Consider the following 22,027-nt stretch of genomic DNA (forward strand, 5'->3'; position numbering starts at 1 on the left):
TAGCACTGCAACGGAGCGCCAACAACCGGTCTTGACGTTCGGTAGAAATTCGTCGCCTGAAAAGATCGCTGGATGCCGGATCTCGGGGTACCTGCCGACGCACCCCGAGATTCATCCTCATGGACAACGAGTTCGAATCACGCAAACATCACCGTTGCCATCACTCGATAGATTCGTACGGCAAACCAACGTAGTTTTCCGCGATCGTCTTCAGCCCCGCTTCGGAAGTCGTGGAATAGTCGTAGTCGGTACGCTGCATGCGCTTGTCGAACGCGTCGCGCTCCGAGAACTCGTGCAGGAGATTCGTCATGAACCACGAGAAACGTTCTGCCTTCCACACGCGACGCAGTGCGATCTGCGAGTACTTTTCCAGTAGATCGGTGCGGCCATCGCGGTAGACGCGATTCAGAATCCGATACAGCGTGCTCACGTCGCTCGCAGCAAGATTCAGGCCCTTCGCGCCGGTCGGCGGCACGATATGTGCCGCGTCGCCAACGAGAAACAGCTTGCCGTACTGCATCGGCTCAACGACGTAACTGCGCAGCGGCGCGATGCTCTTCTCGAGCGACGGACCCGTAACCACCTTCTCCGCCACGTCCTCCGGCAGGCGCGTCTTCAACTCTTCCCAAAAGCGTTCGTCGGACCAGTCCTCGACCTTCTCGGTCAATGGCACTTGCAGGTAGTAACGGCTGCGTGTCGTCGAACGCTGGCTGCAAAGCACAAAACCCCGTTCGTGATGCGCGTAGATCAGTTCGTGATTGACAGGCGGCGTGTCGGCGAGCAGGCCGAGCCAGCCAAATGGATAGACACGCTCATAGTGCGTGAGCACTTCTTCAGGAATCGTCTTGCGTGAAACGCCATGAAAGCCGTCGCAGCCCGCGATGTAATCGCAATCCAGACGGCATGTCTCGCCGTTTTTTTCGAATGTGACGTATGGCGCTTCGCCTTTCACGTCATGCAGCTGAACGTTGGCCGCTTCATAAATCGTGGTCGCGCCGCTGGCCTCGCGCGCCGCCATCAGATCGCGCGTCACTTCGGTCTGGCCATATACCAATACCGACGACCCACCTGTGAGCGCCTTCAGGTCGATCCGGTCACGTCGCCCACCGAAAACGAGTTCGATGCCGTCGTGAACCAACCCTTCCGCATCCATGCGCTCGCTCACGCCCGCTTCGCGCATCAGGTCGACCATGCCCTGCTCGAGCACGCCCGCGCGGATTCGGCCGAGCACGTACTCGCCGCTCTGGCGTTCAAGAATGACGTTGTCGATGCCCGCCTTGTGCAGCAACTGTCCCAAAAGCAGGCCGGACGGCCCCGCACCGATGATCGCTACTTGGGTCTTCATGACCGATGTCTCCTGTATTCCTTTACACCGTGACCTTTCTGCCTTGCTCTTCGAGCCCCACTCCTTGGCGCCACGGTTGAATTGCATTTTTCTGGAAAACCGCACCGCTGTTAACGCAATTTTTTCGATTAAAATTGGACTTTTAGAAAGTCCCTTGCGGGCCGATATACGTGTGATGAAACCATGAGGCAGCCAGCGCAGCACGACATCCCCGTCTTCAAGTTATACGGAGAGGGACCTGACTGGAGCACGCTCGACTTGCTGCACTGCGAGTCGATACCTGAGCGCAGCAGCTTGCACGACTGGGAAATCCGGCGACACACGCACGCGGACCTCGTGCAACTCCTGTACGTCCAGAAAGGCGTCGCAGAGCTGGAAATCGAGGGTGAGAAGACCCGGATAAACACGCCGTCCGTCCAGGTCGTACCGCCGATGTGCGTACACGGCTTCCAGTTCTCTCCGCAGGTCGACGGTTACGTGATCACGATCGCCGCACCCCTGGTGAACTGGCTTCAGCAGCAAATCGATGCGCCTCGCCGCGTGCTGGAGCATCCGGGCTGCTATTCGGTCGGCAACGACCTGCCTTACCTGAACACCCTGTGCAGCCAGCTGAATCAGGAATACAGCGTCCCCGCGCCTTCACGGGACTTGCTGCTTCGCTCGCTTGTGAGCGCGCTCGTCGTATGGGTCAGCCGCCAGGATCAACAGGGCGAGGAACGGGCCGAATCTCAGGATCGTGGCCAGGCCCACCTGAAGGCCTTCTCTGGCTTGATCGAGAAGCATTACCGCGAACATTTTCCGATCAGCCGCTACGCCGAACGCCTGGGCGTGACGCCGGTGTATTTGAATATGGTTTGCCAGCGACTGGCGGGCAAGAGCGCGCTCGCTCTGGTCCATCAGAGATTGCTGCTCGAGGCGAAGCGCAGTCTCACCTACACGTCGCTCAATATCAATCAGGTATCCGACTTTTTGGGCTTCACGGAGCCGGCATATTTCACGCGATTCTTCAAGAGATTCACTGGCGATACGCCAAACGCTTTCCGCAAGCGAAAATGATTTCACTGTTGCCATCATCCGGCTGCTGCGCGACAAGACCGCCCAACGGGCTCTGTCACACTAACGCGACCCGGTAAAACCTGTCGTACCGAAGCAGGGACGGCCCTGCGGTGTGATCAAGACGAGCGCGCGTCCCGGCGCATGGACGCGTGCCCAAGCGATACCCCTCCTGTTCGCGTGGTGTAAAAGTCGGCTTGTGCGTGCAGCGATGCGTCAGAACCGGTGGCGAATCGCGGCGCGCACGAGCGCCTGGCGGCTGTTCGACGAGTCGCCGGCATTGCCGATGTTGGCCACTGCAGGCGCACCTGTGGACGACGTGCCCGCTGCGATCTGGTACGCGCCTTCGGCGTAGAGATCGGTTTGCTTCGAAAGGAAGTAATCGGCGATCACGCTGAACTGGTTGAAATGCTGATTGCCGATGTTTGCACCATCCGGCGTACGGACGTTGTTGCCCTTCGCATAATCGTAGGCCGCGCCGAGACTGAATGCCGGCGTGACCATCCACTTGACACCCGCATCAACGTTATTGAACCTCGCACTCGCCCCGCCCAGTGCCACGATATTGCCGTACTCGACGTTCGACCACGACGCGCCAATCTGCACCGGTCCGACTGTGTACAGCGCGCCCGCTACCGCCACCTGATACGAATTCGCACTTGCATAGCCCTTGTTCAGGATGCCGATCAACTGCGTTCCGCTGCCGTTGCTCGTGAAGAAACCCTGGCCCGCGGTGGCGGCGGTCGGATTCTTGAAGTACAGGTAAGCGGCCGCGACGGTCACCGCGCCGTTGGAATACGCCACACCGGCCGAATAGCCGCCGTTGCCGCTGATATTGCCGGGTTGGCCGCCCACGCTCCACTCGGCGCCAAACGTGAGTCCATTGAGGTTTGGGCTCGCGTAGCGAATCGAGTTGTTGGTGCGCAGCGAGTTCGCGGTGTTGTCGAAGTCGCCTGGATGCTGAAAAACTTCGCTGGCCAGATAGCCCTGGATCGTGACGGCCTGCGTATAGTTGACGACCGAATCGTACTGCCGCCCGAGCGTGATGTCGCCGAAGCGCCGGTCGCTGACGCCAACGGCCGCCTGCCGTCCGAACATCAGCCCACCTTGCCCGGCGGCTCCCGTATTCACGTTCACACCGGATTCGAGCGTGAAGATGGCACGCGTACCCCCGCCGAGGTCTTCGGCTCCCTTCATGCCCCAGCGGCTGCCATACATGCCATTGAGCGAGTCGAGGTACCACTTGTGCCCGCCCTGCGACGGGCCGGTGGCGACGTTGTTGCTGAACATGATCCCTTCGTCCAGCACGCCGTACAGTGTCAGACTGCTTTGCGCGCACGCCGATGCACCATACAGACAAAGCGGAGCCAATGCGAGAATCGCTTTTTTCATCCATGTATCTCCAGAACCGAATTATTAATTTGCATATCTAATTTATTTTTATTCAGAGTGAACGACGGCGAAACGAACAGCGCCACCCTAGTGCATGGGTATGCTTCCCCGCGCGCCCGGCTGGGCGAGGCCGCCGCCGCGCCCGATCATCGCGAACAGCGCGAACGAGGACACGAGAGCCGGGAGCGCGAGCAGGCTGAATACCGAGCCGAACTGCCAGCCGAAACCCATCAACGCCGCACCGACCAGCGCTCCGGCCACCCCGCCGATGCGCCCGACGCCGAGCATCCATGCAACGCCTGTCGCCCGCCCGTGCGTCGGATAAAAGGCGGCAGCGAGCGCGGACATCGACGTCACTGCGCTCGTCACCTGTGCGCCGGTCAGAAAGACGAGCGTGCCGAGCCATAACTGATGTCCGACACCGCGCCCCACCAGCACGACCATCAGTGCGGCCAGCACATACGTTGCCGCAATCACGCGGTTGGCGTTGAGACGATCCATGACCCAGCCCACGCAGAGGTTGCCGACCACACCGCCGAGCGGGAACAATGACGTCATGAGCGCTGCGCGCTCGCCGGAAAAGCCGGTGTCGCGAAAGAGCGTAGGCAGCCAATTGGTCAACAGATAGTAGATCAGCAGACCCATGAAGTACGCGAGCCACAACATCAGCGTGCCGAAGCGATACTGGCGCGACAGCACGACGCGAATTGCCGATTCGCGCTTCGTGTTTGCGCTGCCCTCCGGGGTGACGAAACGGCAGCCATCAAGCATCGCGCCACGTGCGATGCGGCCGAGAATGCGCGCGATTTTTGCGTCGGCGCGCTGACGCACCGCCATGAACTGAACAGACTCTGGCAAGAGCAGGATCAACAGAACCGTCAACACGATCGGCCCGATACCGCCCGCGACCAGCACGCTTTGCCAGCCAAAATGCGGAATCAGCCATGCGGACGCGAATCCGCCGAGCGCGAGGCCTGTGGAAAATCCACAAAACATTGCATTGACGACGACCGCGCGCACGCGCGTCGGCGCGTATTCGGACATCAGCGTGACGGCGTTCGGCATCGCCGCGCCGAGTCCGAGCCCGGTGCAGAAGCGCAGGATGGTCAGCGACTCGACCGAGTTGGCGAATGCCGCCGCAAGGCTCCACAGTCCGAAAAACGCCACGGAAAGCACCAGCACGGTTTTGCGCCCGAGCCGATCGGCGAGCGGGCCGGCCAGTATCGCACCGATGCCAAGCCCGACCAGCGCCGCGCTCATCACCGGACCGAGCGCGACACGCGCAATGCCCCACTGCTGCACGAGCGACGGCGCGATGAAGCCGATGGCTGCCGTGTCGTAGCCGTCGGCCGCGACAACGAGAAAGCACAGCACGAGAATGACCCACTGAAATGGGGAGAACCGTTGGCCGTCAATGAAGGCCTGGGTATCGACGACGCGTTCGAAGGTCTTCATTGCTGTCCTCCAGCCACGTGATCGACGAACGGGGGCAGCGCGCCGGCGGGGCCGGCACGATCGAGCATTTCCATTGCGATGTCTCCAGAGATTGATGTCGTTTTATTGCGGCGCCGTACCCGCGGGCGCCGTTCGTCGAGGATCTTGCCTACGGCTTACCCTGCGACGCTATCCAGCGCGACGGCACGAATGAGTCGCGTCTCCTGCGCCGTGATCAGATGGCCCGATGCCTTGAGATAGGCCGGGAAATCCGGATGCGTATCGCGCGCAACGCACCGTCGTTCGTAGTCCGCCAGATCGTCATACCCCCACAGGTGGGTGAACTGATTCTGCGGCCCGACCAGACTTGTCCAAAAGCCGAGCGGATGTCCAAGCGTCTCGAGCAGAATCGGCATCGCGAGCCTGTCAAACACCTCGAGAAACTCGGGCATCTTGCGCAGCGCGATCGTGTAAACCCGGAAATCCACGAGGGGCTTTGCCAGATACATCGGGTGGGTGCTCATGCGCATACCTTCTCTTTGCGGGTCCTGGCTTTGGTGGCGATGGCGCTACCCGTGACATAGCCGAAAGTCATATTGGGCCCATGGGTGATACCGGCGCCCGGATAGTTGCCGCCCATCACGCTACGCCGGTCATTGCCGACCGCGTAAAGGCCCTCGATCTGGCTGCCGTCGGCCCGCAGCACCTCGCCGGTGACGCTGGTCCTGAGGCCGTCGAACGTGCCCAGATCGCCCATCACCACCTTCACCGCATAGAAGGGGCCGGTCGCGATCGGCGCAACGCAAGGATTGGGCTGGTTGTCCGGATCGCCGAGATAACGGTTGAACGACGTGCGGCCGCGATGGAACGCCGGGTCTTCTCCACGCTCGGCATCGAGGTTGTACGCATGGACCGTCGTCTCGAGCGCATCAGGAACAATCCCGCAATTACGCGCCAGCTCGCCGATCGTCTCGCCCTTGACGAGGTAGCCTTTGCGTAGCAACGGCCCCATCGGCATCGGCGCGGGCTTCGCATAGCCCAGCCCATACTTGCCCAGCGCCGCCTTGTCGCAGATCAGCCACATCGCCGTCTCCCGCTCACCCTCGCACGCGCGGATCAGCGCCGCGCCAACATCGTGGTAGGAGTTCGATTCATTGGTGAAGCGCTGACCGTTCCGCAGCACGCCGATCACGCCGGGCTTGTAGCGATCGAGCAGATGCGGGAATACGCCGGTGCGGCCCTTGCCGAAGGGCACCTTCGAGACAGGCATCCAGGCCGACGCATCGGGGAAGCCGAGGTCCACCGCACCACCCACTTTCTCCGCCATGGTCAGCCCGTCGCCCGTATTGCCGACGGGCGTGGGCGACAGATGCTCGCCCCCACGCTTCACATGCGGATAGACCTGCGCGATGCGCTTGAGATCGTGCGGGAAGCCGCCGCAAGCCAGCACGACGCCGTGCCGGGCGGTGATCCGAAGGTCGCCTTCCGCTGCGCTCGCGTGCACACCGACCACCTGGCCGTTCTCGCTCAACAGTTCCTTGACGGGAGTCGAAGTGAGGATCGGAATGTCGATTGCCAGCGCCGACTTCGCGAGCCTCGCGGCGAGCGCGTTGCCGCTCGTTACGTTGATCCCCCGCCGATATAGCGCCAGCTCCTTGATGTGCGTAGCCAGACGCCGGGCCACGTAGAGGAACGAAACAAAGGACTTGGTCGCGCGGAAGAAGTGCTTGAGGTCCGCATTCGAGGAATTGAACATCATTCCCATGAAGGTGATCGTCTCGAGCGGCGGCTTGAGACGGTGCATGTCCTTGCCGAGCCCGCGAATGTCATAGGGCGCGGCGAGGATCGAGCGGCCGATGTCGACGCCGCCGGGCGCATCCGGGTGATAGTCCGGATAGAGCGTCGGCACGAACTTCATCTCGGTCTCGCGCTCGAAGAACTCGACCATTTTCGGCCCGTTCTCGATAAAACACTGGACCGAGGCGGGATCGTAGTTGTTGCCCGTCTCGCTCATCATGTATTCGCGCACGCGCTCGACAGTGTCCGCCTGGTTCTGCTGTCGGCCATATTTGCTCAGCGGAATCCACAAGACCCCGCCCGACAGCGCGGTGGTACCACCGAACACGGGCTCCTTTTCCAGCACGATCACATCGAGGCCGTGCTTGCGTGCAGTGATCGCGGTGGCGAGGCCCGCGGCACCCGATCCGACCACGACCAGATCGCAAGTGATCTCCTTGGCCATATCCACTCTCCTTTTCGTTATGGTGTGATGGAACTCACGCAGCCGCGGTGGCGTTGAAGCCGGGGCGCGGGACCATGTCCATCAGCATGCAATCGAGCCCGCCGTCGACCAGCACCTCCGCGCCATTGACGTAGGCGGCCAGGTCAGACGCGAGAAACAGGGCCGGGCCGGCGAGGTCCTCCGGCTCGCCGATGCGCCGGCTCGCGGTGGCGGCGGCGCGGCGAGCCTCGAAGCCGGGCTCCTCGTAGAACTTCGCGGACAGCGCGGTGCGGATCATGCCGGGCAGCACGCAGTTGCTGCGCACCCCGCGCGGCCCCCACTCCGCCGCCAACTGCCGCGAAAGCAGCAGGACGCCCGCCTTGCTCGGGCTATAGGAACCGCTATTGGTCTGCGGACTGAGCGCCGCAATCGATGCAACGTGGACGATACTGCCCTTGCCCGCCGCCAGCATGTCGCGCCCGAAAGCCCGAGCACACAGAAGATAGCCGGTCAGGTTCACGGCGATGGCCTGGTTCCAGTCCTCGATCGAGACCGTCTCGAGCGGTCCGGCGCGCAGCAGCCCTGCGTTGTTGACGAGCACGCTGGCCGGTCCGAGCGCCGCGCGAACCGCGCCGGCGGCTGCGGCAACCGAGGCTTCGTCCGACACGTCGCAGCCGATCGCCTGCGCCACCGCACCGGCCTTCCGCAGTTCGTCGGCGACAGCTTCAGCGCCGGCAAGATTCCGATCCACGAGCGCCACATGTGCGCCGACATCGGCGAACGCGCGCGCGATGCCGGCACCAATACCACTGCCCGCCCCCGTGACCACGCAGACCTTTCCGTCCAGGTTCAGCCGGTATGGGGTCGACGCAGCTGCGCGATATTCAGGTTCCTGTCCCATGTAGTTAACGCTCCTAATATTTTCCATGCGATTGTTCTTCGCGAAATTTGTATCGTCATTGAACGCTTCGAGCGCCTATGGAACAATGGACAGAGATCACATACAGCAGGACATAACGTGCATCATGGCCCATGATCAACAGCACCACCGGACCGTTCTCCATTTCGCACTCTATGGTGCGGAAGCCGACCCATCCTGGGTCGACATGGTCCATTACGAACGCATTCCGCTGCGTGCCGGCCGTTTCGACTTCGACATCAAGCCGCACGTCCACGATGCGCTGATCCAGGTGCTCTACGTCACCGCCGGGGGCGGCACGACCTTCATCGACGGCAAGACCTGGGCGGTCGAAGCGCCATGCCTGGTCGTCGTGCCAGCGCGCTCGGTCCACGGCTTTCACTTCCGCAGCGACATCGACGGTCACGTCATCACCGCCGCGCAGTCTGCGCTGGAATCGCTGGCGATGACGGCCGCGCCCGAGCTTCTGGAATTCATTCGCACGCCTACGGTTCTGTCGATCGATCCCGCCGTCGAGCGCGGCACATCTTTGGACACCCTGTTTCAGTCAATCGGACACGAGGCGGAGAGCCACGAGCGCTGGCAGTTCACTGCAGGCGCGGCACTGACGATTGTTCTGTTCGTCAAGATCGGGCGCCTCAGCGAGAGCGCCCGGCTTTCAGCCAGTTCCGAGCAACGGACGATGGCCGCGCGGATCGAGCGGTTCCGTGCCCTGCTCGACCGCCATTGCCGTGAGCGGCGGCCGGTCGCCAGCTATGCCGACGAGATGGGCGTGACCACCGGCCAGCTCTCCCGCATCTGCCGTGCCACCTTCGGGGTCTCGGCAATCGAGGCAATCGATGCACGCTCGATTCACGAGGCCAAGCGGCTGCTGGGCTATTCGACGCTCAGCGTGAAACAGATCGCCAGTGAACTTGGCTTTCAGGACGAGGCCTATTTCGGTCGCTTCTTCCGAAAACAGACAGGACTCCGGCCGACCGAATACCGCTCTGCGGCCCACGATCGATCGTTGCCGCATGAAACGGGGGGAGCGGGCTGACCCGACCTCGCCCCCGTCATCCGGTTCAGGCCGACAAGCCGCGGAGCTTGATGAACAGGTGTTCCGGCCCGGAGTTGGTCAGGTTGTTGCCCCGCACATACTGGATCGGCCTTGCCGGATCGAGCGCGATATCGCCAATCTTGCGGGCCAGAGCCTTCGCCGCAATCAGCGTCTCCAGCTTGGCGAGCGGCGCGCCAAGGCATTTATGCATGCCGTTGCCGAAACCCAGATGGCCGCTGGAATCGCGGTCGATGTCGAACGTCTCGCCCTCGGCAAACTTGCGACTGTCGCGGTTCGCAGCCGACAGCAGCAACCGCACCACCGCGCCCTTCGGTAGATCGATACCGGCGACCGTGGTCGCCTCGGTGGTGATGCGGCTCACGCGCTGGACGGTACCACGGTAGCGCGCCACCTCCTCGACGAAACGGTCGGCGTCGGCGGGGTTTTCGCGGATACGTCCCAGCAGATCCGGCTGCTCGGCGAACATGCGAAATGCGTTGGCGACAAGGATGGTCGTCGTGTCGTGCCCGGCGATGAAAACGAACGCGCACAGCTCCTTCGCTTCCTTTTCCGAAAGCAACCCGTCCTTCCACATGCGCGCGATATGCCCGCCGATCGACTGGCTGTCGGTGAGCGCGAGCCGCTCCATCGCTTCCTTCAGGTAAGCGAAGAATGCCTGCGCGCTCTGCTCGTCGGTGCCGGTCCCCGGCGCATTGCGGGCGAGACGCCCGAAGTAGCTGAAGGTCTCGTCCGACCAGAACTTCATCTTCTCCTCATCCTCGTTCGGCACATCGATCATCGCGGAGATGGTCGAGATGCTGAGCGGAATGGCGAAATCGTTGACGACATCACCGCCGCCTTTGGCGATCATCGCGTCAAGCAGATCCTCCGCCCTTTGCGCGATCTGGTCGATAAAGGGATCGAGCGCGAGCGGCAGGAAGGACGGCTGGACGACCTTGCGTAACCGCGAATGGGCAGGTGCATCGAACAGCGTCAGGAACGTCAGCGGTGGCGGGCTGACGACCTCGGAGGAAAACAGCTTCGGATTACGGATCGCCTGGTAGACATCGTCATAGCGCGAGAGGAACCACACGTCCGAAGTCGCCGACTGGCAACGCAGCACCGGCGCGTGCTCCCGCATCCAGCGGTAGTGCGCGTACGGGTCGCCTTGCGAGCCGTCATCGACCACCTTGAATGGCGCCAGCCCATCGGGCCAGTCCAGTTCGTGCGAATAGGGCGGAAGGGTCCTGGCCGTGAACGGGCAGATCTGTGGCGCGCTCTCCGGCACAGCAGACGGGAGAGAGATGGGCGCCGCGGCCTTGGGTGCCGTCTTGCCCATCGCCATACGCTGCAGCGCGCGGCTCATCGTGGCCTTGGAATGGAGCGCATGCAGCGCGATCACGTCGCGCGCCGCGTTCAGGTCGCCCAGTTCGAAGGCGGCGACGATGTCCCGATGCTGCTGGACGATATCGCCGACGATCTCGATCTGGTCGGTCAGCGCGCGCGCGATATAGTCCTGCACGGCCAGTTGCCGGTAGAGCGCGATCAGCTGGGCGTTCCCGGACGCTTCGATCGTAAACATGTGGAACGCATGATTTGCGTCGATGTAGCGTGGAACATCGGTAAAGCGCGGCCCGGACACGAACTGGGCCGTCGCCTCGGCGAGCTGGCGGAAGGTGATCAACTGCTCGCTCGACAGCCGGCCCATGGTCAGCTGAGCCGCCCCCAGTTCGAGCGTCATGCGCAGGTCGAAAGCTTCATCGACATCAACAGGAGCGATGTGCTCCTCGCCGGTCTGGACCACCAGGCCGGTGCCGGCGAACTTCTCATAATAGAAATTGCGCGGCGTCAGCCCTTCGGACGAGAGAAAATCGCGCACCGCATCAACCATCGGCGGCGGGCCGCAGAGGTAGACATCTGCATCGCCGCCGTTGAGCCGGGAGGCGCTGATGTGGTGGGTCACATAGCCCTTGTTGGGATAGGCACTGTCGGGGTCGGCAACGGTGCAGGCATAGGTGAAGTTCGGCAGGCGCTGCGCATGGATTTCGAGCCGGTCGACGCCGACGAGATCCTCGTCACTGTTCACGCCCAGGATCATGTGGATCGGATACGGGCTGCCACCGTCCTCGACGATCTTGTCCAGCATCGAGAGAAACGGTGCGAGGCCCGTACCACCCGCCAGGAACAGCACCGGCCGCTCGATGGGGCGCAGGTAGAAGCTTCCCATCGGGCCGCGAAACTCGATCGGGTCCCCCGGTTTGGCGGTTTCGCAGAGCCAGGTCGACATCACCCCTTGACGCACATTGCGCACAAGGAAGGACAAATGCGGCTCGGACGGCCCGGAGCTGAAGGAGTAGGACCGAGTCTGATCGGTGCCGGGCACCCGGATGTTGACATACTGTCCGGGAAGGAAACCGAGATCTGCACGGTTCTCGAGCTCGACCGAGAAGGCGATCGTCGTGTCAGACGCGCGTTGGCAGGCGACGATCCGTCCGCTGTGGGAGGACGGGCCGGTACCCGAGACATCGGAGCTCGTGGCGATCTGGATCACGCAGTCCGAACGTGGACTCATCTGGCAGGTGAGAACCTTGCGGGCGCTCGCCTCCTCCGGGCTAAGCGCATCTTCCACGCAGTCGCCCAGCACGTACTCGCCGGACTCGCAGACAGCCTTGCAGGTGCCACACACACCATCACGGCAATCGAGTGGAATATTGAGCTTGGCGCGAATGGCGGCATCGGTGACGCGCTCGCCCTCCTCGCACTCGATGAAGCGGGTCACTCCGTCCTCAAAACGGAGGGTTATCTGATGGGCCATGGCGGTGTCTCCTCTAAAGCCGCCCGGGCATACCGTTGCGCTGACCGTATGCTCGGGCGGGCGGCGCGCGAGATAAGCTTCTTTCTCGCAAGCGCCCGGTGGGTTTAATGACACCAATTTAGAGCCTGAGCCGCGTTCCCCTCAATGGACAGAGACGACGTTAACCCGGACAAAACGTGCATTGTGATGAACGCCGGATGACCGTGCTCATCTCGATCTCACCCACCTTCCAAACGGAAGAAAGCCGGGTCTACTCGCCAATCCGGCACGTACTGTGTCGGCCAGGCACCCGGAGTGTCCCTGGCATCGAAGTAGAACACGGATCTCAACAGCGGGTAACGCCATAGCGTCGCCAGTAGTTGGTCGATCTCCTTTCGCTTGTATTCAGCCTCGCCATCGACTCCGAGCTCGGCAATCATGACAGGTCGATCGTAGCGCTGCACGCGCCGGTATTTTTCCCGGAAGATGCTCGCCACCGAGTAAGCACCGCCTGCAGGCTCAACGTTGCAGTGCGGGCAATCGTACACGGACAGGCCAATATAGTCGGCATAGGGCCTGCCCGGAAAATAGTGATCGAGGTTGGGGTCGCCTGCAGGCGACCAGACATAGAGCAATTTGCTCGTAAAGCGACGGCATTGATCGACGAAGTGCCGGTACGCGCCGATGTAAAGCGCTGGCGCGTTGCCAGCCCAGGGATACCGCGCGAACGACGTCTCCATTTCATGGCCCCAACGCACGAACAATGGGGCGTTGAGTTCGGCCATGCCTTTGCAGATCGCGTGTATCTCGGGATCGTACGTGCCCCTGCCGATGTCTGCGAGTAACGTGCTGCGCGCGCGTCCTGCAGCGGGCCAGGGTTCGATGGCGATCATCAACCAACGGTTTCGGCGTGTGGCGTAATCGTAGGATTGCAGAATGTGTGACATGGCGTCGGCATCCGACCAGGAGACGAATATCTGCTCGATTGCCAAATCGTCGGCTTCTGAAAAATCGTGGTTGGGGTCGTACACGCCCAGCACCGGCTCGGTGGCGGCGCGATGCCCCGCCACCCGCTCATGGGCCGTTGCCGGCCGCCACATCATCGCCTGAATGCCAGTCGTGAAACGCAGAGCAAGACCTGACAGCGCCACCGTTATCGCGACCGAAAACAGCAGATTGCGCGCAAGAGACCGGTTGCCGATCAGTAGCTTGATCGAAGCGGTGCGCTGCCCCCGTTCACGATTGTGAGCGACGACGATGACGATGGCGATCAGAAGATACGTCAGGCAGGAAACGATCGAGAAGACGTAAAACCCCCCGGCCGCCTGCGCATTGCGCACTGCGAGCACCGGGATTCCGCAGAATAGCGAGATCAGCAGGTATGGCATCACCAGACGCAGCGGTACCTGCTTTTCCGTGACATCGCCCTTCGCTGTGACGCGAAAGCTGAATTCGCGCCCGCGTATGCGGTCACTGATTGCCGACAGCGTGCCAAACAGATCCCACGGCCACCGTGCGAACAGGAACAAGACGCCCTCCCACGTCACCAGCTTCGCGTCGTATGGGCGAAACGAGCCGGTCTTTCTCAGCCACGCCATCAGGGCAACCAGGCTTGCCACGATCGGGGACGTGTGCAGGAAGTACGTCACGTAGTCGACATGGGCCCAGACTTTGTGGGTCCACAGCGCTACGGCGGGGATGGCACACGCAGCGACCATCGACAACGAAAACAGCGTGTACCAGAGCTGGCAAAAGAGGAACTGGGCCTTGAGGCGAAGCGGCAGCGGTGCGTAGTAATGCCTGGTGTAGCGCAGCAGGATCAGCATCAGGCTCCTCGACCACTGGTATTCCTGCGTGGCCATATCGGCGAAGGTGCGTGGCCCTTCCCCATGCGCGATCGCGTCAAGTGCGTGAACGCCGCGCCAACCCTTGGCGTTCATCATGAGCGTGGTCGAGTGATCCTCCGCCAGCTCCGGGCCGAGACCGCCGATCTCGCGCAGTGCCGCAGTCCGGACTGCGTAATGCGATCCAATGCATAGCGGCGCGAGACCGCCGCTATAACCGGCCTGCAGGACGCCGTGAAAAGGTCCTTCATTGTAAAGCCGCCCTCGCGCACTCCAGCTCGATGCGCGGTTGCTGTCGCAGATGCTGGGTGCCGACACGTAGCCGACCTGCCTGTCCGCAAAAGGGCGAAGCATCTCCTCTAGATACGTCGCGGTCGGCACATGATCCGCATCCAGTTGCGATACGAATTCATAGCCCTCGTATCCATACCGATCATAGAAGTAGGCCAGATTCCCTTCCTTGCACTTCGTGCGCCTCGGCCATGACGCATTGTGGTATGCGGTCACACCCTTTCGCGTCGAGAGTCGTACGCCGTGATGCGCACACCAGGCAATGGTCTCCGCCGACGGATCTTCGTCCGCCAGCCACGTATCGTGCGGATACGTCTGATTCAACATGCCGACGAGCGTCTTCTCGACAATTTCAAACGGTTCGGAGGGTGCCTTGGTGACGACCATCGCCACGCGCAGCCCCGCGGGAACGGACCTTGCCGGATGGGGAACGCGCGCGCGCCACGCGATTGCCACGAAATAGCCGGGGATGACCGTGGTCCAGAAGAGGAAAACGCAGTTAGTGGTGAATCTGAATCCATCGACCGTGTGCTCCGGCCGCAGCCACCACACCCAGAATGTCATTAGGCACGCAACCCACAGTATTGCGAGCAACGCATAACAGGCTCGCGTTCTTGCAGGCAAGAGCGGGGCAAGCAACGGCTGTTCAGCCTCAGCCTCTGCTTGCGGCCACCGTGGATCCAGTGACCGGCCGGATGTGTATTCGCTCATGGGAACGAGATAGCGTGTATCAGGCGCGCGGCCGATCTTCGCGGCCCCCGGGTCGCGTTGGCCCGCACCTATTCCGTCAATGGAATGGTCGATCCGATCATGGGGGTGCTCGTGTTGGCCGGCATCCATTCCGTGGTCGGGATCGGCTGCAGGATTTGCGTCGGCGCGGGCAGCCGCGGATTTGGCGCTCTACGTCCAATTCGCACATAGTGACGGAAGCCACTGCTGCGCACCGCACCCTCGTCGAAGAGATTGCGCAGATCGATCAAGACTGGATCGGACATATACGCAACCAGTTCCTCCAGATCGCAATCGAGGAACGCCTTCCAGTCCGTCATCACGATGAGGGCATCGGCGCTCTTGATCGCATCGATCGCACACGATGCCATGACGAGGCCGGGGAGCAACCGGACGGCGCCGGCCGGCCTGGACGGATCATAGGCGCGGATCCTGGCACCGCGCTCGGACAGTGACCGGATCAACCCGATACTCGGGCTTTCGCGCACATCGTCGGTTTCCCCTTTGAAGGTCAGGCCGAAAACGGCCAGTCGTTTGCCGGCGACGGAACCCCCGCAGGCCGCATCGATCTTCTTCACGATCGCTTCCTTGCGCATCGTGTTGGCCTCGATGGCGGCATCGACGATACGCAGCGACACGACATGCTCGGAGGCAAGTGCCCTGAGTGCGCGCGTATCTTTCGGAAAGCAGGATCCGCCCCAGCCAGGCCCGGCCTTCAGAAATGCGGCCCCGATACGATGATCCAGTCCCATGGCGGCGGCGACACGCTCCACATCGGCGCCGACGGCCTCGCACAGATCCGCAATCTCGTTGATATAGCTGACCTTCACGGCGAGGAACGCGTTGGAAGCGTACTTGATCACCTCGGCCGTTTCGATTTCCGTGATCAGGACATCGCGTCCCTGCCGTTCAAGCGGATCGAAAATCCGTTTCAGGATCGTGATGGCTTGCTCATGCTCGGCGCCGATGACGATGCGGTCCGGACGCATGAAATCATTGATTGCGCAGCCCTGGCGCAGGAACTCCGGATTGGATGCAACGGCTGCCGTCCGTCCCGCAGGCAGGCAACGCTCGACCACGCCCTGGACGATGCGGCTGGTACCGACGGGAACCGTCGACTTCATGACAACGACCGCAAATTGATCGAGGTTGGACGCAATCTCCTCCACAGCCGCCATCACATGGTCCAGATTCGCTCGATCCGATCTGGCATGCGAAGGAGTCCCAACCGTGATGAAGACCGCATCGCGACCGCGGACGCTGCCGGGAACGTCCAGACTGAAGCGCAGATTCCCGTTGCTCACGTTGCGGCTCACGAGTTCGTCAAGTCCGGGTTCGAAAATGGGTATGCGCCCGTTGTTCAATGCACTGATCTTGTCCGTGTCGTTATCGACGCAGATCACGTCATGGCCGAGCTCGGCCAGGCAGGCACCCGACACGAGGCCAACATAGCCGGTTCCGACAATTGCGATTTGAACAGACATATCAGCCTCGCAGTGAATGGGCGCGATGAACACCGAGTAACTCGGAATCCGAACCTTCTCGCCAGGTGGTACGCCGAAACCAGTCGGCGGCCGTCTCGACCATTTGATGGATTTCGACGAAGCGCGGCTGCCACCCGATAACCTCCCGGGCCAGCCCTGCGTTTGCATAAAGCGCCGGTGGATCGCCGGCTCGACGCGGAGCCAGCAACACCGGAACGCGGCGGGCGGTGACGGACTCGACGGCCTTGATGACGTCGAAGACGGAAGTCCCATTTCCGGTCCCAAGGTTGAAGGCCGCGCTCGCGCCTCCCTCCACCAGATGGTTCATGGACAGAACATGTGCGTCGGCAAGATCGCTGACGTGTACGTAGTCACGGACGGCCGAGCCGTCCGGCGTCGGATAGTCCACGCCCAGCACGGAGAATGGCGGGGCTTTCCCGAGCGCGGCTCCGATGGCCAGCGGAATCGCGTGTGTCTCTGGATGATGGCGTTCGCCCAGCTCCCCTTCCGGATCCGCTCCCGCCGCATTGAAATACCTCAACGCGATCCAGCGCATGCCATACGCACGCTCGTAATCCGCCACCATTCTCTCCGTGACGAGCTTGGTGAAGCCGTAGACGTTCACCGGCGCCTGGGGCGTTGCTTCCGAGATGGGCAGCATGGCTGGAATGCCATACGTGGCACAGCTCGATGACAGCACGATCCGCATCACACCGTGCCGCCGCATCGCATCGAGCAATGTCTGCGTACCCGCAATGTTGTTGCGATAGTATTTGCCGGGTTCGATGACCGACTCGCCGACATAAGCCAATGCCGCAAAATGGATCACGAATTCCGGGCGATGCTCGGAAAACGCGGCATCCAGCGCATCGGGGTCGAGGATATCGCCGACATGGAGAGGACCCCAGCACACTGCGTCCGCGTGACCGGACGACAGGTTGTCGAACGCGATTGGCGTGTGGGCGGCGCGGGCCAGCGATTTGCACGTATGGCTTCCAATGTAGCCGGCACCGCCGGTGACGAGGACTCTCATCGCGTCGGCTCCGGCGCTGCAACGGGAGACAGCCATAGCTCATTGCAAAAATAGTCTATGGTCGCGGCCAGTCCGTCCTTGAGCGAGACCGTCGGTCTCCAGTCGAGCAATTTCTCCGCCATGCTGATGTCGGGGCACCGCTTCTTCGGGTCGTCGATCGGGAGCGGCATTGCGCTGATGCTCGACGAGGACCGGGTCATTTCAATGACCAGTCGGGCGAGTTCCTGCATCGTGAACTCGCTCGGGTTACCGAGATTGATCGGCCCGGTCACTTCGGCCGGCGACCGCATCAACCGGAAAAAGCCATCGATGAGATCCGTGACGAAGCAGAACGAGCGCGTCTGCTGACCATCGCCATAAATTTCGACAGGATCCCCCAACAGGGCCTGCACGATGAAATTGGACACCACCCGCCCGTCTTTCGGATTCATGCGCGGGCCGTAGGTGTTGAAAATTCTCGCGACCCGGATGTCGACGCCAAAGCTACGCCTGTAGTCGAAACAGAGCGTTTCCGCGGCACGTTTTCCTTCGTCATAACACGCCCGCGGTCCTGTGGAATTGACATGCCCACAATACGTTTCCACCTGCGGATGCACTTCGGGATCGCCGTATACCTCGCTCGTCGATGCCTGAAACACACGGGCACCGGTTTTCCGGCCGAGATCGAGGCAGTGCTTCGTTCCCATCACGTTTGTCAGCAACGTGTGTGTGGGATCGACCTGATAGCTGGGCGGCGACGCCGGACAGGCGAGATTCCATATCTCGTCGACGTCGATATCCGGCAAGGTTGCGCAGATGTCCGCCTCGATCAGCGCAAAGCGTGGCGACGACCGGAGATGTGCGACGTTGCAGCGCCTGCCGGTCATCAGGTTGTCAATGCAGATGACCTGCGCTCCCTCTGCGAGCAGCCGCTCGCAGACGTAGCTACCAAGAAAGCCGGCGCCGCCCGTCACAATTGTCGTCGGCATATCCTTGCTGTTCCGAAATCGCGTGAGTGTCATTTCTAACGCTCCCATCCCAGACGACCGCAGTCACATGAAATTGCGAAAACCGGGCTGGACCATAAGCAAGGCATGTACCAAAATGCACGCGGTGGTCGGAACGCAATTAAATTCAGGCGACTTGCGGGGATGCTCTGCTGTGGTGCAGCATGAAATGCCGCAAAAACGTTGCATTCGTGAAAACGCGGAGCGCCGCGATTACGGGCCCGCATGCGGGAACAATTTCGTCCTACTTATGCAGCTCTGCTGCGCGGCAGCAAGCTATCCAACGGGCGCGATGACCGGTGGCGTGACAGCACATCGCGTATTGATCCGATCACGTCGGCGTTCGGCGAAAGCATGAATTTCTCCCGAAACGCCGCAAAAATGATTCATTTCTGAAAGGGCGATTGTGGTGCATCGCGCGTTGAGGAAGAGAGTCCCCAACATCGTCTCGACGACCCTATTTCGTTCCGGGAAATATACGCGGACACTCGATCAGAGATCGCTCGCATCGGCACATCGTGGCAATCGCGCTGCACTCGCCGTCGCCGCACACGGCCACACAAGCGCCAATCGCCACGATTGCGTGAAGATCCAGGAACAGTCTCTTCCCCGGCGCCATCTATCTCTTAAGCACTCGCTTACCTAGACTGCAGTCATCGGTTACGAACAAGGTGTTCGTAGCGAGACACCAAAAAAATGGAGGTAAGCATCATGAAGAACCTGATTCAAGCCGTCGTCGTTGCCGCCGCGCTTGTCGCTCCGGTTGCCGTATTCGCGCAGGGCAATGCGCCGCTGACCCGCGCCCAGGTGCGCGCGGAGCTGGTGGAACTCGAGCAGGCCGGCTACAACCCGGCAACCGGCGAAGACCCGCGCTACCCTGAGGCCATTCAGGCCGCGCAAGCGCGCGTGGCGCAACAGTATGCGATCGCGCAGGCACAAGGCGTCGACAACAGTGGCGTCGGCAACGAAGCGCAAGGGGCCGTGGCGGCCGGCAAGCCCGGGAAGATGATGCAACCGCGCGCCAATGACGAGATGAAGTCGTTGTACCGCGGGCACTAAGTCACGACCGGGCGAAGCGGTTTCATCCGTCCGGAACCGCCGCCGACTGATTTCGAATGACAGACCGGCTCGCCGCGGCGATCACGCCCGTCGGGCCGGTTCAATGTAATACCTCCGCCATCGGACCTCCGATGGCTTGGCTCGGCCCGCCTGGGCCGGGCGCTTTTTGAGCGCGCATTCGTCGCTCATACCAACTGCCAACGGGTGAGGCACAGGCGGGCCGCGTCATCGAATGACGTGCAGAACACTGAAATTCCGCGCCGGAATCGACGTGCTTGCGAGCTAGAGCGAGGATCCTTTCAGCAATTTCTCGTCAGTTCTCCTTTTTGTTTCGATAAGGTTAATTGTCGCGGGCAAACGTCGGATGTTTTACTAACGCGCGCCAACTTGCATCAACCTCGCCTGACACTCGCGGAACACTGCCTCGCCGACCGCGTTCGGGTCGATCTTCTCCGACGCAGGCGTCTTATACGCAGCATGCAGACGCGGGTCAATGATGTCGCGCACGATCCATTCGGGCGTGTTGCCAGGCTGCCCCATCGCGGAGATATAGAGCGCGCTTCGCGCCTCGTCGCGTGTGCGACCGTTATTGCGGAGGTCGATTGCCTGCATCGCGTTCTTACCAGCGATCCAGCACTCGGGGCGAGCCGTTCCGCCTGAGCCATGCGATGGGCCGCCCACGCCCCTGGCGAATACCGCCGGTGCGGCAACGAAGATTGCGAGCGCAAGCGCTGCAATGGATGCATATTTCTTCATGAGATTTCTCCATCTGGTTGTGGATGAAGACGGCGTCGCCGGTGTCATCGGCGCGCGCCTCGTTGGTCTTCCCCTCTGCGTCGCCCTCCAGGGCCATCAGGTATTTGCCGACGGCGGTGATAATTCGCAGTGCAATGTTTTCTCTTCAGAAGAATTTCGGCGGCGGTTAGCCACGCCAAGGTCGCGCCACGCCACAGCCGCTCGTATTGATTTATTGATCGGCGCTTGCCGCATTTCGGACGAGAAGTGTCCGATAGCGCTCGGGCGACTGGTGACGGGATGGCGACGCACCGTGTAGAAGTGGGCTTTCCCTGGCATGGGTCCGCGAGGGTTTGACGACTCGACCCTCCCGTACTTCACGTCGTAGCGGCCGCCATTCTGCGCCCGGTTCGCCCACGCCGCCTGACAGTCGCACGTCTCGCAGCCACCGTCCTCAAGTACGGTGTTAGACCACGTGCGGAGATGCGAGTTGACTTCCCCCCGTGACTTCACGGCAACTCAGCGTCAGGATCTCAAGCCCTCGGGCACGACAAGATGGATGGATTGAACCGAAGAACGGCTCGTAAGTAATCGCATAATTTGGCAGGCGTCGTCCGGTCGCGCGCCACACGGTTCGAGTGCATGGGGTGACCATCCGTCGACGAATTGCTGCCTTGGCGAGTTCAAGATAGGCTTGGCACCTGTACCGTATCACTGAACGCGGCGTAAACCTGTTTCACGGCAGCAACCGCGCTCCACCAAGGAGACGTGTCCGTGCGAAAACTCTTAAAACTGTGTGCATTGGGACTGGTCTTGTTCAGTATCTCGAGTCAGGTCAGCGCGCAAGATGGGAACAAAGTGATCCGAGTGGCAAATGGCATCAATCGCCTGCAGTTGCACGGGTACGATGCGATGATAGTGCGTGCATGGCGTGAGAACTTCAATGCGCACGGCTTCGATGTCGTTTCCATCTTCGTCCGCGACGGTATGGGCAATCGCGGTCAGTCGTGGAGCGTCGTACCGATCTTCCGTCCGCACAACGGCGACGATCACGAGGAACTTCACGTTATGGCCGGCGGCGGAGCGGACTGCCAGCTCCACGACTTCCGGTTGCTGGTCAACGCCAACGGCGAGCCCGCACAGTTGATATTGGCGAACAGGGATGCCGGGACCAGCTACGCCTCGGCGGCCAACGTTCGTTTCGACTACTACGTCCTCGCCGAGAACACCGATGGATCGCCGGGCCACCCGCCGCTGTACTTCGAATGGAAGAAATCAGCATCAGCTCGCAAGCAGTATTGCGACGTCAATCGTGCTTTCGATCGGGAACTGCATCTTGGTACGTCCAGCGGTTCCGATACCGACAGTGGCATTCGCTAGTGCGGTATGCCGTCGGTTAAACAGATCAAGGCGGTAGTGCGGCAGCGCGTGCGAGTCAGCAGTCTTTGGCAGCATGGGTCAAGGGCACTGGCGTGCTCCGCCCGCGTCAGCGTTGCGCTACCACGCATTTTCGCCGCCCCAATGCAAAAACCCCCGCCTGTCGGGCGGGGGTTTCTGGCTTGAGGGAGCCTGACGATTACCTACTTTCACACGGGAATCCGCACTATCATCGGCGTAGAGTCGTTTCACGGTCCTGTTCGGGATGGGAAGGGGTGGGACCGACTCGCTA

17 protein-coding genes and 1 rRNA gene are annotated in these 22,027 nt (G+C 61.5%); 5 read left to right on the top strand and 13 right to left on the bottom strand.

What is annotated here, in order from left to right; genetic code table 11:
• Window positions 1-160: 160 nt before the first annotated feature.
• Window positions 161-1,345 carry a 4-hydroxybenzoate 3-monooxygenase gene (gene pobA / locus G3N94_RS22385; protein ID WP_205794766.1) on the bottom strand — a complete coding sequence of 395 codons (1,185 nt, stop codon included), beginning with the start codon at window positions 1,343-1,345 and terminating at the stop codon, window positions 161-163.
• Window positions 1,346-1,528: 183 nt separating this feature from the next.
• Between pobA and G3N94_RS22390 the strand changes: the two genes are divergently transcribed.
• The gene (locus G3N94_RS22390; RefSeq protein ID WP_205794750.1) at window positions 1,529-2,401 is read left to right on the top strand and encodes a helix-turn-helix domain-containing protein; all 873 of its coding nucleotides are present in this window, start codon (window positions 1,529-1,531) and stop codon (window positions 2,399-2,401) included.
• A gap of 213 nt (window positions 2,402-2,614) precedes the next feature.
• On the opposite strand, the gene G3N94_RS22395 is transcribed toward G3N94_RS22390, so the two are convergent.
• From G3N94_RS22395 to G3N94_RS22415, 5 genes are all read right to left on the bottom strand, one after another.
• Window positions 2,615-3,790: a porin gene (locus tag G3N94_RS22395; protein WP_205794751.1), complete on the bottom strand. Its 1,176-nt coding sequence runs from the start codon at window positions 3,788-3,790 to the stop codon at window positions 2,615-2,617.
• Between the two features lie 87 nt (window positions 3,791-3,877).
• Window positions 3,878-5,245 carry an aromatic acid/H+ symport family MFS transporter gene (locus G3N94_RS22400; RefSeq protein WP_205794752.1) on the bottom strand — a complete coding sequence of 456 codons (1,368 nt, stop codon included), beginning with the start codon at window positions 5,243-5,245 and terminating at the stop codon, window positions 3,878-3,880.
• A 155-nt stretch (window positions 5,246-5,400) separates the two neighbouring features.
• A complete protein-coding gene (locus G3N94_RS22405) occupies window positions 5,401-5,748 on the bottom strand; it encodes an NIPSNAP family protein (RefSeq protein ID WP_205794753.1) in 348 nt (115 codons plus the stop codon).
• Window positions 5,745-7,487 carry an FAD-dependent oxidoreductase gene (locus tag G3N94_RS22410; RefSeq protein WP_346778725.1) on the bottom strand — a complete coding sequence of 581 codons (1,743 nt, stop codon included), beginning with the start codon at window positions 7,485-7,487 and terminating at the stop codon, window positions 5,745-5,747. The genes G3N94_RS22405 and G3N94_RS22410 overlap by 4 nt, the downstream gene beginning before the upstream one ends.
• 13 nt (window positions 7,488-7,500) lie before the next feature.
• Window positions 7,501-8,346, bottom strand: coding sequence for an SDR family oxidoreductase (locus tag G3N94_RS22415; protein ID WP_205794755.1), 846 nt, complete (start codon window positions 8,344-8,346; stop codon window positions 7,501-7,503).
• Window positions 8,347-8,470: 124 nt separating this feature from the next.
• Between G3N94_RS22415 and G3N94_RS22420 the strand changes: the two genes are divergently transcribed.
• Complete coding sequence (locus tag G3N94_RS22420; RefSeq protein ID WP_205794756.1) at window positions 8,471-9,403, top strand: helix-turn-helix domain-containing protein; 933 nt, start codon at window positions 8,471-8,473, stop codon at window positions 9,401-9,403.
• Between the two features lie 25 nt (window positions 9,404-9,428).
• On the opposite strand, the gene benC is transcribed toward G3N94_RS22420, so the two are convergent.
• From benC to G3N94_RS22445, 5 genes are all read right to left on the bottom strand, one after another.
• Window positions 9,429-12,218, bottom strand: a complete 2,790-nt coding sequence (gene benC, locus G3N94_RS22425) for a benzoate 1,2-dioxygenase electron transfer component BenC (RefSeq protein ID WP_205794757.1) — start codon at window positions 12,216-12,218, stop codon at window positions 9,429-9,431.
• Window positions 12,219-12,436: 218 nt separating this feature from the next.
• On the bottom strand, window positions 12,437-14,896 hold the full coding sequence (locus tag G3N94_RS22430) for a glycosyltransferase family 2 protein (protein ID WP_205794758.1): 2,460 nt from the start codon (window positions 14,894-14,896) through the stop codon (window positions 12,437-12,439).
• Between the two features lie 215 nt (window positions 14,897-15,111).
• On the bottom strand, window positions 15,112-16,545 hold the full coding sequence (locus G3N94_RS22435; protein ID WP_205794759.1) for a UDP-glucose/GDP-mannose dehydrogenase family protein: 1,434 nt from the start codon (window positions 16,543-16,545) through the stop codon (window positions 15,112-15,114).
• Window position 16,546: 1 nt separating this feature from the next.
• Entirely contained in the window at window positions 16,547-17,578 is a 1,032-nt protein-coding gene (galE, locus tag G3N94_RS22440; protein WP_205794760.1) for a UDP-glucose 4-epimerase GalE, read from the bottom strand.
• Window positions 17,575-18,579 carry a UDP-glucuronic acid decarboxylase family protein gene (locus tag G3N94_RS22445; protein ID WP_205794761.1) on the bottom strand — a complete coding sequence of 335 codons (1,005 nt, stop codon included), beginning with the start codon at window positions 18,577-18,579 and terminating at the stop codon, window positions 17,575-17,577. Before G3N94_RS22445 ends, galE begins: the two co-directional genes overlap by 4 nt.
• 210 nt (window positions 18,580-18,789) lie before the next feature.
• Here G3N94_RS22445 and G3N94_RS22450 point away from each other — a divergent pair, with 210 nt between their 5' ends.
• A complete protein-coding gene (locus G3N94_RS22450; RefSeq protein WP_205794762.1) occupies window positions 18,790-18,960 on the top strand; it encodes a hypothetical protein in 171 nt (56 codons plus the stop codon).
• Between the two features lie 315 nt (window positions 18,961-19,275).
• Entirely contained in the window at window positions 19,276-19,623 is a 348-nt protein-coding gene (locus G3N94_RS22455; RefSeq protein WP_205794763.1) for a DUF4148 domain-containing protein, read from the top strand.
• Window positions 19,624-19,995: 372 nt separating this feature from the next.
• On the opposite strand, the gene G3N94_RS22460 is transcribed toward G3N94_RS22455, so the two are convergent.
• Window positions 19,996-20,427, bottom strand: coding sequence for a hypothetical protein (locus G3N94_RS22460; RefSeq protein ID WP_205794764.1), 432 nt, complete (start codon window positions 20,425-20,427; stop codon window positions 19,996-19,998).
• Window positions 20,428-21,132: 705 nt separating this feature from the next.
• On the opposite strand from G3N94_RS22460, the gene G3N94_RS22465 reads away from it, so the two are divergent.
• Entirely contained in the window at window positions 21,133-21,738 is a 606-nt protein-coding gene (locus G3N94_RS22465) for a hypothetical protein (protein ID WP_205794765.1), read from the top strand.
• Window positions 21,739-21,925: 187 nt separating this feature from the next.
• Here G3N94_RS22465 and rrf read toward each other — a convergent pair.
• Window positions 21,926-22,027: ribosomal RNA gene (rrf, locus tag G3N94_RS22470) — 5S ribosomal RNA — on the bottom strand; the annotation flags it as partial.

The organism is Burkholderia sp. Ac-20353 (genome assembly GCF_017104785.1).
In the GTDB taxonomy this organism is placed as follows: domain Bacteria; phylum Pseudomonadota; class Gammaproteobacteria; order Burkholderiales; family Burkholderiaceae; genus Burkholderia.